Raw genomic sequence first — 16,264 nt, forward strand, 5'->3', positions numbered from 1 at the left:
TCAGGACCCTCCACGGACATCGTGCTGGAGCGCTTCCGCCAGGCGCTCCGCGAGCCGCTGGACGTGGGGCGCGCGCAGCAGCGTGTAGTGGGTGCCGGGGAGGACTTCACGCGTCAGCCCGCCGTGAACGTGCGCGCTCCAGCCGTCATCCCCGGTCACCAGGTTGTCGCCCGCCTTGAGCAGGAGGACGCGGCCGGTGAACGTTCCGGGGCGGTGGACCTTCAGCGCCCGCAGGTTGTGGGTGAAGACCTGGAGGAGCGTGCGCCCCGAGGCCGTGGACGCTTCAGGCGACGCGAGCTGTCCCTGGTCGAGCTCGAACAGCGCGGCCACCTGGCGCGCGTCATCCACGTCGAGCGGCACCCGATCGTCCGTCGCCGGGGTCGGGTCGATGAGCGCCACGAGCTCCACGGTCTCGCCTCGGGCCTGGAGCTGGCGGGCCATCTCGAAGGCCACCACGCCTCCCATGGACCAGCCTCCCAGGCGATACGGACCTTGAGGCTGCACGGTGCGCATGGCGGCCACGTAGAGCGCCGCCATCGCCTCCACCGTGTCGAGCGGCGGACGGCTTCCATCCAGCCCCTGCGACTGGAGTCCGTAGAAGGGCTGATCCGGGCCCAGCTGCTTCGCCAGCGCCGCGTACGCGAGCACGTTGCCGCCCACCGGGTGGACGCAGAAGAAGGGCCGCTGCGTGCCCTCGCGCTGGATGGGCACGAGCGGGGAGAAGACCGCGGGCGCCTGCTGGAGCAGCCGGGCCAGCGTCTCCACCGTGGGCGCATGGAAGAGGGCGGCCAGGGGCAGCTCGCGGTGGAACCGCTCCCGGATGCGCGCCATCAGCTTCACGGCGAGCAGGGAGTGGCCTCCCAGGTCGAAGAACGGCCGCGTCACGCCGATGGGCCGGACGCCCAGCAGCTCCTCCCAGAGCGCCACCAGCTCGCGCTCCAGGTCGTCTCGCGGCGCGACGTCGGTGGCCTTGGAAGGACGCGGGGCCGGAGCCTCCGGGACGTGCATCCGGCGCAGCTCTTCCTCCGTCAATGGGGACGCTCGGTCCAGGAGCGCGTCGGGCGCCGCGAGGACCGTCTCCAGCAGCGTGCTCCAGCGCTCCATCAGTCGCTGGACCGTGGCGGCCTCGAAGAGGTCCGTGCTGTACGTGAGCGCGCCCTGGAAAGCGCCGGGCAGCCGCGTCAGCGCGAGGTCCAGGTCGAACTTCGCCGTCGTGGGCGCGACCTCCACCGCCTGGAGCGTCAGGCCGGGGAGCACGGCCTCCGGCGCCGGCGTGTTGTGCAGCGCGAAGAGGGCCTGGAAGAGCGGGGTGCGGCCCAGGTCGCGCTCGGGCTGGAGTGCTTCCACCAGCCGCTCGAAGGGCAGGTCCTGGTGTTCGTACGCGCCCAGCGTGGTGGCGCGCACCTGCGCGAGGACCTTCCGGAACGACGTGTCCGCGGCGAAGCGGGCCCGGAGGACCAGCGTGTTGACGAAGAAGCCGATGAGCCCTTCGGTCTCCGCGTGGCGGCGGTTCGCGATGGGCGTGCCCACCAGCACTTCGTCCTGGCCGGCGTACCGCGACAGCAGCAGCTGGAACGCGGCCAGGAGCACCATGAAGGGCGTGGCGCCCTCGTGCTTCGCCAGCGCCTCCACCGCGTCACTCAGGGCAGGTGACAGCTGGACGGGCAGCAGCGCGCCTCGTGCGGAGCGCCGCTGCGGACGGAGCCGATCGGTGGGCAGCGCCAGTGCGTGCGGTGCCCCTTCGAGCTGCCGCTTCCACCAATCGAGCTGGCCCTCCAGCACCCGGCCCTCCATCCACGCGGCCTGCCACCGGGCGAAGTCCGCGTACTGCACGGGCAGCTCCGGCAGCGGCGACGGCTGGCCCTGGCGGAAGGCTTCGTAGAGCGCCACCAGCTCACGCACGAGCACCCCGAAGGACCAACCGTCGGAGACGGTGTGGTGCGTGCACAGGAGGAGCACGTGCTCCGTCGCGGCCAGGCGCAGCAGCGTGAAGCGCGCCAGGGGACCGGTGCCCAGGTCGAAGGGACGCAGCGCATCCGCGTCCGCCCGACGCCAGACCTCGGCCTCGCGCTCCTTCGCGGGCAGGGCTTCCAGGTCCTCCGTGCGCAGTGTTCCCGTGGGGGCCGCGTGGATGCGCTGGCGTGGCGTTCCGTCGTGGGACTCGAACGTCGTGCGCAGGGTTTCGTGCCGCTGCACCAGCGCGTCGACGGCCCGCTGGAGGGCGGAAGCGTCCAGCGCTCCGGACAGCCGCAGCGCGAAGGGCATGTTGTAGAGCGGGCTGCCCGGCTCCAGCTGGTCGATGAACCACAGCCGCTGCTGCGCGAAGGACAGGGGCGCGGGTCCTTCCCCCTGCGTCCGCGTCAACGGCGGCAGCGTGGGTGTGGGCGCCGCGTCCGGCAGCCGCCGTGCGAGGCCCGCCACGGTGGGGGTCTCGAAGAGGGCCCGGACCGCCAGCTCCACGCCGAAGCGCGCGCGCACGCGGGCCACCACCTGCGTGGCCAGGAGCGAGTGTCCGCCCAGCTCGAAGAAGTTGTCGTGGCGGCCCACGCCGGGCACGCGCAGCAGCTCCTCCCAGAGGGCGGCGAGGCGCTCCTCGGTGGGCGTGGCCGGAGGCTCGAAGACCCGTGGGGGGAGCCGCGATGCGTCCGGCACGGGCAGCGCCTTGCGGTCCACCTTGCCGTTGGGAGTCAGCGGCAGGACGGGCAGGGCGAGGAGGGCGGCGGGCACCATGTACTCGGGCAGGTGCCGGTGCAGGTGCTCGCGCAGCGGAGCGGTGTCCACCTCCGGCGTCACGTAGGCCACGAGGCGCACGTCGCCCGGAACGTCCTCGCGGACCAGCGCCACCGCGTCCCGGATGCCGGGGTGCGCGCGCAGTGTGGCTTCAATCTCGCCCAGCTCGATGCGGTGGCCGCGCAGCTTCACCTGGAAGTCCAGGCGGCCCATGAACTCCAGCGTGCCGTCCTCGCGCCAGCGGGCCTTGTCGCCCGTGCGGTACAGCCTTGCGCCCGGCTCCGTGCCAAAGGGATCCGGCAGGAAGCGCTCGGCGGTCAGGTGCGGACGGCCCAGGTAGCCGCGCGCGACGCCCTCACCCGCGAAGCACAGCTCTCCCGGCAGGCCGAAGGGCACCAGCTCCTGACGCGCATCCAGGATGTACGCGCGCAGGTTGTCCAGCGGCCGCCCGATGACGGGCAGCGCATGGGAGGTCCCCTGCACGTCCCACACGGTGGCGTCCACGGTGCACTCGGTGGGGCCATAGGCGTTGAAGGCCCGCGTACGTGAGGTCGCCGCGAGCCGCCGCCACATCACCTCATCCAGCGCCTCACCGCCCACCAGCATCAGCGACGGCAGACGGGGGCGCTCCAGCATCCCCGCGTCCAGGAGCAGCTTCAGTTGCGCGGGGGTGCAGTCCAGCGCGTCCACGCGTGTCCGCTCCAGCCACTCGAGCATCCGCTCCGGCTCCAGCCGGAGTTCGTCCGGGACGGGGCAGACGCAGTGGCCGCCCAGCAGCTGGAGCACCTGCTCGATGGAGGCATCGAAGAACAGCGGCGCGTTGATGCTGACGCGAAGCCCCGAGGACTGCCCCGCATAGGCGGTCCGCAGGAGCGCGTGGTGCAGGTGGAGCAGGGAGCGGTGGCGCACCATCACGCCCTTGGGCGTGCCCGTGGAGCCGGAGGTGTAGATGACGTAGGCGAGGTTGCCCGAGCCCGCCGCCGGGGGCGGGTTGTCCGTGGACTGGTCCGACAGTCGGACCGGTTCGATGTCTCCCGCCACCGCCGGTACTGCCTCCCCCAACCTGTCCGACTGTCCGACCGGTTCGATGTCTCCCGCCACCGCCGGCACGGCCTCCCCAAACCTGTCCGACAGTCGGACCGGTTCGAGGTCTCCCGCCGCCGTCGGCACGGCCTCCCCAAACCTGTCCGACAGTCGGACCGGTTCGAGGTCTCCCGCCGCCGTCGGCACGGCCTCCCCAAACCTGTCCGACAGTCGGACAGGTTCTTCGTCCAGCCGCACCAGGTGGGCCACCTCTGGTCGCCACGCTTCTTGCAGGGCCCGCGTCGTCACGAGCACGGACGCGCCGCAATCCTTGAACAGCAACGACTTGCGCGCGGCGGGGGCGGACGGGTCCAGGGGCACGAAGGCGCCTCCGGCCTTGTTCACCGCGAGCAGCGCGACGACGCTCTCCGCCGAGCGCTCCAGGCACAGGCCCACCGGGACCTCCGGCCCCACGCCCAGCGAGCGCAGGTGCCAGGCGAGCTGGTTGGCCCGGGCGTTGAGCTGCTGGAAGGACAGCGTCGTCTCCCCGAACACCACGGCGTCGGCGTCCGGGGTGCGCGCCACCTGCTCCTCGAAGCGGCCGTGCAGCGTGCCGTCGCCGTCGAAGGACGACACGCCTCCTGCCAGGTCGCCCAGGAGCCGCTGGCGTTCTTCCGCCGAGATGAGGGACACGCTGGACAGCGGTGCATCCGGTTGCGTGAGGACCGCCTCCAGCAGCACGCGCAGGTGGGTGAGCAGCCGCGCCATGGTGGGACGCTCGAAGAGGTCCGTGGCGTACTCGAGCTTGCCGTGGAAGCCGTCCTCCCGGCGGTCCAGGTCCAGGCTCAGGTCGAACTGGGACGTGGTGCGCTCCGCGAGGGCCGCGGGCCGCACGGTGAGCCCGGGCAGTGACAGCTCCGGCACCGGCGCGTTCTGGAGCGCGAACATCACCTGGAACAGCGGCATGCGCCCCAGGTCTCGCGTCGATTGCAGGGACTCCACCAGCCGCTCGAAGGGGATGTCCTGGTGCTCGTACGCGCCCAGCGTGGTGGTGCGCACCTGGGCCAGCAGCTCCCGGAACGTGGTCCGGGCGCTGAAGCTTCCGCGCAGCACCAGCGTGTTGACGAAGAAGCCGATGAGGCCCTCGGTCTCCGCGTGGCGGCGGTTCGCGATGGGCGTGCCCACCAACACATCGTCCTGGCCGGAGTAGCGGTGCAGCACCGTCTGGAAGGCCGCGAGCAACACCATGAAGGGCGTGGCGCCCTCCTGCCGCGCCAGGGCCTCCACGCGCTCGGACAGGGCCAGGGGCAGGTGCACCGGCACCGTGTCGCCACGCTGGGTGGAGACGGCGGGACGGGGCTTGTCGGTGGGCAGCTCCAGGGCGCGGGGGGCTCCGGCGAGCTGCTGGGCCCACCACGCGAGCTGCGCCTCCAGCGCCTCACCCTGGAGCCAGCCGCGCTGCCAGAGCGCGAAGTCCGCGTACTGCACGGGCAGTTCCGGGAGCGCGGGCGGACGGCCCTCGCGCAGGGCCGCGTAGAGGGCGGTGAGCTCGCGCACCATCACGCCCAGCGACCAGCCGTCGGAGACGATGTGGTGCAGGTGGAGCACCAGCACGTGCTCCTCCGCCGCGAGCTTCAGCAGCAGGGCTCGGATCACCGGACCCTGCTCCAGGTCGAACGGCCGCTGCGACTCCGCCGTGGCCCGGCGCTCTGCTTCGCGCAGCCGGGCTTCGGCGTCCTCCAGCGCCGTCAGGTCCACGCGCTCCAGCGGCACGGTGGCCTGGGCGTGGATGTGCTGCACGGGCTGGCCCGCCTCCGTGCGGAAGGTGGTGCGCAGGGCTTCGTGCCGCGCCATCAGCGCGTCCAGGCTTCCCTTGAGCGCGGCCTCGTCCAGCGCGCCCAGGAGTCGCAGGGCGACGGGCATGTTGTAGAGGGCGCTGCCCGGTTCGAGTTGATCGATGAACCACAGCCGCTGCTGCGCGAAGGACAGCGGCAGCAGCGGAGGCCTGGGGGCTCGGGCAAGGGGCGGAACGTCGGCATCGCGCTTCGTGGCGGTGCCGAGGTGCTGTGCGAGCGCGGCCACGGTGGGCGCGTTGAACAGCTCACCCAGGGGCAGCTCCACACCCAGCACCGCCCGGATGCGCGACACCACCTGCGTGGCCAGCAGCGAATGGCCGCCCAGGTCGAAGAAGTCGTCGTGGATGCCCACGGCGTCCAGATGCAGCACCTCCGCCCAGATGGCCGCGAGCCGGGCCTCCAGCGCGTTCCGGGGGGCCTCGCGCGTCGACTCGGCGGACCGGGGCGCTTCGGGGGCGGGCAGGGCCTTGCGGTCGACCTTGCCGTTCGGTGACAGGGGGATGGACGGCAGCGCCACCCAGGCGGACGGCACCATGTAGTCCGGGAGCAGCCGCTGCGCGTGCGCCTTCACGCGGTCGGTGCTGGCGCCGTCTTCCTCGAGGACCACGTAGGCCACGAGCCGCTTCTCACCGGGCACGTCCTCGCGCGCGAGCACGACGGCCTCGTGTACGTCCGGGGCCTGGCGCAGCACGGCCTCCACTTCGCCAGGCTCGATGCGGAAGCCTCGCAGCTTGAGCTGGAAGTCGGTGCGGCCCAGGAACTCCAACGTGCCGTCGTCGCGCCAGCGGGCCCGGTCGCCCGTGCGGTACAGGCGGGCGCCCGGCGTGGCGGAGTGGGGATGGGGGATGAACCGCTCGGCGGTGAGGTCCGGCCGCTGGAGGTAGCCCCAGGCCAGGCCGTCGCCGCCCACGTACAGCTCGCCAGGGAGCCCCGGCGGAAGGGGCTGGAGGTGCGCGTCCAGCACCCACGCGGTGGAGTTCGCCAGCGGCCGGCCAATGGGCACCGAGCGCTCCACGGTGTCTCCGGCGCGCAGCGTGTGGGTGGTGGAGAAGGTGGTGTTCTCCGTGGGGCCGTACCCGTTGACGAGCACGGCGTCCGGCGCCATCCGCGCCAGGTGTTCCCGAACGCGCGGCACGGGCAGCACGTCGCCGCCCGCGAGCACCTGCCGCACGCTCGCGAGCGAAGCGCCTTCATGCAGGACCATCTGCTCGAAGAGGGCGGCGGTGAGCCACAGCGTGGTGACGCCCTCCACGGTCAGCAGCGTGCCCAACTCCGACAGCGACAGCGCGCGAGGTGGCGCCAGCACCAGCTTCGCGCCGTGCAGCAGCGCGCCCCAGAGTTCCAGCGTGGACGCGTCGAACGCGACCGGTGCAGCATGGAGGAGCACCTGCTCCGGGCCGAAGGTGATGAAACCGTTACCCCGGACCAGGCGCACGATGCCCCGGTGGGGCACGCAGACGCCCTTGGGACGGCCCGTGCTGCCCGACGTGAACATCACGTAGGCCAGCGCGTCGGCGGGCACCCGCACGTCCAGCGCCGTGTCCGGCTGCTTCGCGATGAGTTCCGCCTCCGCGTCCAGAAGGACCAGGAGCCCGGCCACCGCCGGCAGCTCATCCGCCAGTGCCTCCTGCGTGACGAGCACGCTGACGCCCGCCTCCTGGAGCACCCAGGTCGTGCGTTCCGCGGGCGCCTTCGCCTCCACGGGCACGTAGGCCGCGCCCGCCTTGAGGATGCCGAGCATGCCGGTGACGAGCTCCGGCGAACGCTCCACGCACAGCCCCACGCGATCCCCGGGCCGGACTCCCAGCCGCCGCAGGTGGTGCGCGAGCTGGTTCGACCGCCGATCCAGTTCCGCGTATGAGAGCGCGCGCGCCGCGTCCGGCGCCGTGTCCGCCGGCAGGGGGGCCCCAGCACTCGCGGGCATCATCTCCAGTTTCGCGGATGTGCGCTCGTGCGCCGTGTCAGCCGGCCGGAAGGTCCCCGGATTCGCGGGCATCCTCACGGCGATGGCGTCCGGTGTGCGCGCGGCCTGCTCCGCGAACAGCGCGGGCACGGACGCGTCACGCGGGTACTCCGTCGCGGTGTCGTTCCAGGTGGCCAGCACCTGCCGCCGTTGCTCTGGCGTGAGGAGCGGCAGGCGTGTCAGCGGGGTCGCTGGCTCGGCCACCGCGGCGTCGAGCAGCACCTTCAGGTGCCGGGCCATCCCGGCCACCGTGCCGGGCGTGAACAGGGCGGTGTTGAAGTTGAGGCCCCCCGTGAAGCCTTCCGGCGCACGGTGCAGCAGCAGCTCCAGGTCGAAGCGGATCGCGCCCGGGTCGGCGTTCATCGGCTCCAGCGTCAGGCCGGGCAGGGCCAGCGGTGGCAGCGGCGCGTTCTGCAGCGTGAAGGTGACCTGGAAGAACGGCGTCCGGGAGGCGTCGCGCGCGGGGTGCAGCTCCTCGACGAGCTTCTCGAACGGGAGGTCCTGATGCTCGTACGCGCCCAGGGTGGTGTCCCGCACGCGCGCCAGCAGGGAGCGGAAGGTGTCGTCCTCGCGCAGCCGGGTGCGCAGGACGACGGTGTTCGCGAAGTAGCCGATGAGGGCCTCGGACTCGGCGTGGCGGCGGCCCGCGATGGGCGAGCCCACCAGCACGTCGTCCTGCCCGGCGTAGCGGCCCAGCAGCACCTGGAACGCGGCCAGCAGCACCATGTACGGCGTGGCGCCCTCGCGCTTCGCCAGGGCCTCCAGGGCTTCGCTCGAAGCGGCCGGGAGGGTGAACGGCATCAGGGCGCCCCGGAAGGTCTGCCGGGCCGGACGCGGATGATCCGTGGGCAGCTCCAGGTGCGACGGCGCGCCTTCCAGCTGACGCCGCCAGTAGCCGAGCTGCGCCTCCAGCACCGCGCCCTGCAACCAGCCGCGCTGCCACAGCGCGTGGTCGGCGTACTGCACCGGCAGCTCGGGCAGCGTGGATGGGAGGTTCTGGGCGAGGGCTGCGTAGAGCGTGCCCATCTCGCGCACCAGGACGCCGGTGGACCAGCCGTCGGAGATGATGTGGTGCAGGTTCAGCACCAGCACGTGCTCCGTGGGCGACAGCTTCAGCAACAGGGCCCGGAGGAGGGGACCCTGCTCCAGGTCGAACGGCGAGCGGGCTTCTTCCGTGGCGATCCACGAGGCCTCGGCGCGGCGCTGCTCCAGGTCCGGGATGCCGGTGAGGTCCACCTGGCGCAGGGGCAGTGGGCCCGGTGCGTGGATGACCTGCTCGGGGGCGCCTTCGTATTCGCGGAACGTGGTGCGCAGCGCTTCATGACGGCGCAGCAGCCTGTCGAAGCTCCGCTGGAGCGCGCCGACGTCGAGCGTGCCCTCCAGCCTGAGCGAGAACGGCATGTTGTAGGCCGTGTCCGCGGCGCCCAGTTGATGGATGAACCACAGCCGCTGCTGCGCGAACGAGAGCGGCAGCACCGCGGGCCGCACCCCGCGCGTCAGCGGCGTGAGGCCGGTGGAGGTCGTCGGCTCGGGCTGGACTGGAGCGGGGGCCGCGGAGCCGGGCGGAGCGATGCGCCGGGCGAGCGCCTCCACGGTGGGGGCTTCGAACAGCGTGCGCAGCGGCACCTCCCGGCCCAGGCGCGCACGCACGCGCGCGGCCACCTGGGTCGCGAGCAGCGAGTGGCCGCCCAGCTCGAAGAAGCTGTCCCGCACGCCGACCCGCGCGATGCCGAGCACCTGCGCGAAGATCTCCGCCAGGGCGCGCTCGGTGTCGTCGCGCGGGGCGATGGGCTCTGTGCGAATGGTGGCGGACGCGTCCGACGCGGGCAGGGCCTTGCGGTCCACCTTGCCGCTGGAGGTGAGCGGCAGGGCCTCCAGGCGGACGAGGGCGGAGGGGACCATGTACTCGGGCAGCCGTGACTGCAGGAACGCGCGCAGCCCCGCCGTGTCGAGCGTCCCGCCGTCGACGGTGACATAGGCGACGAGGCGCGGTCCTCCCGCGTCCTCCTGGCGCACGACGGCCACGGAGTCGCGCACGCCGGGCCAGGACTGGAGCGCGGCTTCGATGTCGCCTGGCTCGATGCGGAAGCCGCGCAGCTTCACCTGGAAGTCCGCGCGGCCCAGGTACTCCAACGTGCCGTCCGCGCGCCACCGGGCGATGTCGCCCGTGCGGTACAGGCGGGCGCCGGGCGTGTCGCTGAAGGCATCGGGGATGAAGCGCTCGGCGGTGAGGGTGGGGCGGCGCCAGTAGCCCCGGCCCACCTGCACGCCGCCGATGAACAGCTCACCCGGGATGCCCACCGGCACCGGCTGCCCGTGGCGATCCAGGACATACATGCGCGTGTTGGCCACGGGCTGGCCAATGGGGACGACGCGGAGCGAGGCGTCGCGCGGGCACTCCCAGGACGTGACGTCCACGGCGGCCTCGGTGGGGCCGTAGAGGTTGTGCAGCGTGGCGTGCGGCAGGCGGGCCTGCGCGCGGAGCACCAGGTCCGCGGGCAGGGCTTCGCCGCTGCACATCACCTGGCGCAGGCGCGTCAGGGACTCCAGGCCGGGCTGCTCCGCGAAGACGCGCAGCATGGACGGCACGAAGTGCGCGGTCGTCACGCCTTCGCGGGCCATCAGCGCCACCAGGTAGTCCGGCTCCTGGTGTCCGCCCGGCCGCGCGAGCACCAGCCGCGCGCCCGTCATCAGGGGCCAGAAGAACTCCCACACGGACACGTCGAAGCTGAACGGCGTCTTCTGCAACACCGTGTCCGAGGGCATCAGGCCGTAGCGCGCCTGCATCCAGCGCAGCCGGTTGACGACGCCCGCGTGCGCGTTCATCGCGCCCTTGGGACGGCCGGTGCTCCCGGAGGTGAAGATGACGTAGGCGAGGGAGTCATCGCCGGCCAGCGGCACGGGCCGGGCCGTGGGCTCGCTCGCGAGGAGCTCCCCCTGCGTGTCCAGCGCGATGACGTGCGCCGCGTGCGGAGGCAGTCTGGCGCGGAAGCGATCCTGGACGAGGAGCACGGACGCGGCGGTGTCCTCCAGCATCCCTGCGAGCCGTTCCGAGGGCGTGGCCGGATCCAGCGGGACGTAGGCCGCGCCGGACTTCAGGACGCCCAGCAGGGCGACGACCATCTCCAATGAGCGCTCCAGGCAGACGCCCACCAGGGTCTCCGGCCCCACGCCGCGAGCCCGCAGGTGGTGCGCGAGCTGGTTGGCCCGGGCCTCGAGCCGCGCGTAGGTGAGGCGCTGGTCCTCGAACTGGAGCGCGATGGCCTCTGGCGTCCGTTCGGCCTGGGCTTCGAAGAGGTGGTGGAGCGTGGCGCCACGGGGGAAGTCCACACGCGTGTCGTTCCAGCCGTGCAGCACCTGTTCGCGTGCGGCCGGCGTGAGCAACGGCAGGGTGGAGACCGGGGCATCCGGCGCGGCGACGACGGCCCTGGCCAGCACGGTCAGGTGCTCCGCCAGGCGGGCCACGGTCGCGGCGTCGAAGAGGGCGGTGGCGTACTCCAGGCGGCAGCGCAGGCCGTCGCGCTGCTCCCAGACCTCCAGGGACAGGTCGAACTTGGACGTCGTCACCGGCACGTCCACGCCGCCAATCTGGAGCCCGGCGCCACCCGTTGTCTGGGCCTCGGGCACGTTGATGACGTTGAGGACGGTCTGGAACACCGGCGTGCGGCTCAGGTCGCGAGGCACCTGGAGCACGTCCACCAGCTGCTCGAAGGGCATGTCCTGGCGTGCGTAGCCGCCCAGGGCCTGCTGCTTCACGCGCGAGACGAGCTCCCGGAAGCCCGGAGCCCCGTCGAGCTTCGCGCGGAAGGCGAGCGTGTTGACGAAGCAGCCCAGCAGGCCTTCCACCTCGGGGCGCGAGCGGCCCGCGATGGGCGTGCCCACCGCGAAGTCGTCCTGTCCGGAGGTGCGGGAGAGCAGCACCTGGAACAGCGCCATCAGGACCATGAAGGACGTGGCGCCTTCACGGCGGCCCAGGGTGAGCAGGGGCTCGGACAGCTCGCGAGGCAGGTGGAAGGCGTGGGCGGCGCCCGCGTAGGACTGCATGGCGGGACGGGGCCGGTCGGTGGGCAGCTCCAGCGGCGGCGTACCCTGGAGCAGGTCCTTCCACCAGCGGGCCTGCTCCGCCAGCACCGGGCCCGTCAACCACGCGCGCTGCCACACGGCGTAGTCGGCGTACTGCACCGGCAGCGGCGGCAGGACGGACGGGACGCCCGCGCTGGCGCACGCGTAGAGGACGGGCAGCTCGCGGCTGAGGACCAGGGCGCACCAGGCGTCGGAGACGACATGGTGCAGGAGCAGGTGGAGGACGTGCGTGTCGGGAGCCAGCCGCAGCAGGAGCGCGCGGGCGACGGGGCCCGTGTCCAGGTGGAAGGGCGTGGCGGTGTACGCCTGGCAGCGGCGGAGCATGGCGGCCTCGCGCGCTTCGGCCGTGTCGCCGGGGACGTCTTCCGTCTCCAGGGGAAGGGTGCCCGTCGCATGGATGACCTGCACCGCGCCGTCGTCGGCCAGCGCGTAGGTGGTGCGCAGGACCTCATGGCGCTCCACGAGGGAGTGGAGCGCCGTCTGGAGCGCGGTGACGTCCAGCGTGCCCGTGAGCCGGAAGATGATCGCGTTGTTGTAGGCGGTGCTCTCCGGCTCCAACTCCTGGAGGTACCAGAGCCGCTGCTGCGCGAACGACAGCGGCAGCGGCCGGTCGCGCGGCGCACGCGGAATCGCCTGAAGGGCACCAGAGGCCACGACGCCATGCACCGTGGCCCGAGCACCCGCGCTGGGCGGCCAGGCAGCGGCCTGGGCCGTCGTGGCCGGAGCATTCGCGTTGGGCAGCCAGGCAGCAGCCTGAGCTGTCGTAGCCCGAGCACCCGCGATGGGCGGCCAGGCAGCGGCTTGGGCCGTCGTGGCCGGGGCACCCGTGAGGGGCACCATGCCTCGCGCGGCGCCAGCCTCCAGCACGGACGACGCACCCGCGAGCGGCCCCGCGCTTTGAGCAACGCCCTGGGCCGTCGCGGCCGGAGCGCTCGCGGACACGATGCGCGGTGCGGACTGCTTGAAGGCCGGGAGGTTCATGGCCTCCACGCGACCATCCGCGCGCAGGCGCACGGGGCGGCCCGTGCGGTAGAGGCTCATGGCCCCACCCAGCGGATGCGGCACCAGTCGCTCCGCTGTCTCACCCGCCGCCCTCCAGAGCGCGGCAGGCAGGCCCGCGCCTGACAGGGCCAGCTCCCCCACGACTCCCGCGGGCACGGGCTTCCCCGCCGCGTCCAGCACCCAGACGTCCAGCCCCGGAGGCAGCTTCTCCTCCGGCGCGCGCGGCAACAGGCCTCCGTCACGGGCCTCGCCCGCGAGCAGCACGTCGCCGCCCGCCGTGCGCTGGAGCGCCGACGCCAGCTCCTCCGACGCGTTCTCCAAGACCCAGGCCCCCACCGGAGCCAGGGCCTCCCGTGCTCCCGAAAGGTCCGCCAACGCGCGGGCCAGCCGCGCCGTGGTGTTCACCAGCACCGCGCCCGACTGACGGGCCAGGGACAGCAGCTCCTCCGCGTCCGTCTCCCGCTCATTGCGCACGCGCCGCGAGTGTGACGCCGCATCCGCGGCCACGGCCTCCCGCGCCATGGCCAGGCGCCGGAGCCCTTCCAGGACGACCGGCGTCTCCAGCCCGAAATCGATGAGGCACGTCACCTCGTCCACGTCCGAGGCCCGCACGTCACGCAGCCGCTGGATGCCGCTCTCCACCGTGCCGATGAGCCCAGTTCCCTTCGCGTGGTGCTCGAAGGTGTGCTCCAGGAGCGCGTCGATGTCCTCGCGGGACACCTTGGCGATCTCCCCCTGGTAGCCCTGCGCGGCGAGCAGCGACGTCGTGATGTCCGCCGAGCTCCGGAAGTACGCCAGCAGCGGCTTGCGCACCCGCCTCAGGACCTCCGCCTCGTCGTCACCGAGGAACGTGTGCAGCATGCACGTGATGTGGCCCCGGCCCGGGTGCCCGTTGCGGCGCCACGCCTCGCGGTAGAGGGCCACCTTCGGCTTCAGCTCCTCCAGCGAGTGGGCGAAGAGGCCCGTGAGGACGCCCGCGCCCAGCTCGCCCGCGAGCCGGAACGTCTCCGGGTTCGCGGTGGCGGTGAGCCACACGGGCAGCTCCTTCTGCACCGGCTTCGGGCGCAGGCCCACCTCCACGGTGACGCCGTTGCCGCCCGGCCGCCGCAGCCGTTCGCCGCGCCACAAGCCGCGCAGCGTCTCCAGGTGGCGCAGCAGGATGTTGCGCCGGTCGGCGTAGTTCCCGGGCGCGAAGATGAAGTCCTGCACGTGCCAGCCCGTGGCCACGGACACGTCGACGCGGCCCTGCGACAGGTTGTCCACGACGGCCCACTGCTCCGCGATCAGCAGCGGATCATGCAACGGCAGCACGACGCTGCCGGAGCGCAGGCGCAGGTTGCGGGTGACGGCCGCGAGCGCCGCGGAGACCACCGCCGGCTGCGGATAGATGCCGCCGAAGGAGTGGAAGTGCCGCTCGGGCGTCCAGATGGCGGAGAAGCCGTGCGCGTCCGCGAACTTCGCGCCCTCCATCAGCAGCTCGTACTTGGGCCCGGAGAGCGAGTCCTCGTCATTGGCGAAGTACGACAGGCTGAGCTGGAGCGGACGTGACGCCTCCTCGGTCGACACGCCCCGGCGCGACGCGGTGGCCTCGGAGGGGAAGAGCACGCGCAGGCCGCGCGACAGGGCCCAGAGGGCTTCGAGCTCGGGCTTCTCGGGAGCCGGTTCGGACGCCGCGAGCCAGGAGGTGCCCAGCGCCGGATGCAGCCGCGCATCCAGGCCCGCGAAGAAGCCCGTGAGCGACGCGTGACTCAACGCCCACGCGGGCTGGCCCGCCCCCATGGGCAAGAGCCACGCCAGGGACTCCGGGGAGGGAAGCGGAAGCGCCTCGTCCCCCGTCGCGGACGACGCATCCCCCAGCACCTCCTCGACGTGCAGGACGCGCGAGGACTCCAGGCGCGCGGAGGTGAAGAGCCCCCGCCAGGTCACGAGCCGGGGCACGACGCTGCCTTCCACGGCGTAGACGGCCAGCGAGTCCAGGTCCGTGGGGCCGAGCGCCACCGGAGCGCCACCGGCCTCCAGGACTCCCCACAGCGCGGCCAGCTTCTCCGGCGACGCACGCAGGCAGAGCGCCACGGGTTCTCCCGGCTGGAGCCCCTGTTCCCGCAGCCGCAGGGCCAGCCTGCGCGCACGCGAGGCCAGCTCCCGCCACGTCCAGGTCCGTCCCGCCTGCTCCACGGCGACGGCATCCGGCTGCCGCAGCGCGTGTTCACGCAGTCGTGCGGGCAGGACCGGGGCGTGCGTGACGGGGGGAGGGACGGGCCATGCCCGGCGGTCGGCCTCGGTGGCCAGCGGCAGGCGGGAGAGGGGCTCCTCGGGCCGGGCCAGCGCCGCGCCGAGCAACACCTGGAGGTGCTCCAGCATTCGCCGAGCGGTGGAGGCGTCGAACAGCTCCGTCGCGTACTCCAGCGCGCCGTGCACGCGGCCGGGCTCCTCGGTGAGGATGAGCGTCAGGTCCGACAGCGTGGCGCCCCACTGCACGGGCGTGCCCGGCACCTCCACGAAGGTCCCCCGCGCTCCGACGGCGGCCAGCGCGTCGCCGCCCATCTCTAGATTGGAGTGGTAGACGAAGACCGTGTCCGTCATGCGCTCACGGCCGATGTCCCGGCCGGGGACGAGCTGTTCGACGAGCATCTCGAACGGCACGTCCGGCCGCGACTGCACGTCGGTGACCTCTCGCCGCACGCGGTGCAGGAGCTCGCGGAAGCTCGGGTCATCCCCGACGTGGGTGCGGAACGCGGCGGAGTGCGCCACGTAGCCGATGAGCGGCAGCAGCTCCGGCCGCGTGCGGTTGCCGATGGGCGTGCCGACGATGAGGTCCGTCTGCCCGGTGTAGCGGTGCAGGAGCGCGTTCCACGCGGCGAGCACCGTCATGTACGACGTGAAGCCCTCACTGCGTCCAAAGGCGACGAGCGCCTCGGTGAGCGCCGGTGGGAAGTCCAGCACCATGCGCTCGGAGGTGAGCGGGCAGTTCGCGGGCCGGGGCCGGTCCGTGGGGACGCCGAGCTGCCGGGGCATGCCGGCCAGCCGCTGACGCCACCACTGCTCCTGTTCGGGGAAGCGGGCTTCCGCGAGCGACTGCCGCTGCCACGCGCCGAAGTCCGCGTACTGCACGGGCAGGGGCGCCAGCGGGGACGGCCTGCCCTGGAGGAAGGCGGCGTAGAGCTGCCCCACTTCCTGGAGGAAGAGGGCCGAGGAGAGCGTGTCGCAGACGATGTGGTGGATGGCGCAGACCAGCAGGTGCAGGTCCGCGCGCAGGCGCACGAGCGTGGTGCGCAGCACGGGGCCTCGCACCAGATCGAAGGGGCGCGCGGCGTCCTCGCGGGCGATGCGGAGGGCGGCCTGTTCGCGTTCCTCCGGCGTGCCTTCCACCTCCACGACGGGAAGCGGGATGCGCACGAAGGGATGGAAGCGCTGCACGGGCTTGCCGTCCACGGCGTCGTAGGTGGTGCGCAGGGACTCGTGGCGCTGGACGACCTCCTGGATGGCGCGCTCCAGGATGGCGGCGTCGGCGGGGCCTTCCAGGCGCAGGACGAAGGGAATCGTGTAGGCGGACAGGCCGGGGAGGTACTGCTCCAGGCGCCAGACGCGCTCCTGGACGAAGGACAGG

At 72.8% G+C, this 16,264-nt stretch carries 1 protein-coding gene (cut by a window edge); it reads right to left on the minus strand.

The window, feature by feature from the left end; genetic code table 11:
* On the minus strand, positions 1–16,264 hold the 3' portion of the coding sequence (locus NR792_RS05040) for a non-ribosomal peptide synthase/polyketide synthase (RefSeq protein ID WP_375758924.1). 16,265 nt of this gene lie beyond the right edge of the window; 16,264 of the gene's 32,529 nt are visible here — the last part of the coding sequence; its start codon lies off the right edge, out of view; the stop codon is at positions 1–3.

Origin of the sequence: Corallococcus exercitus (assembly GCF_042231735.1) — a bacterium.
In the GTDB taxonomy this organism is placed as follows: domain Bacteria; phylum Myxococcota; class Myxococcia; order Myxococcales; family Myxococcaceae; genus Corallococcus; species Corallococcus exercitus_B.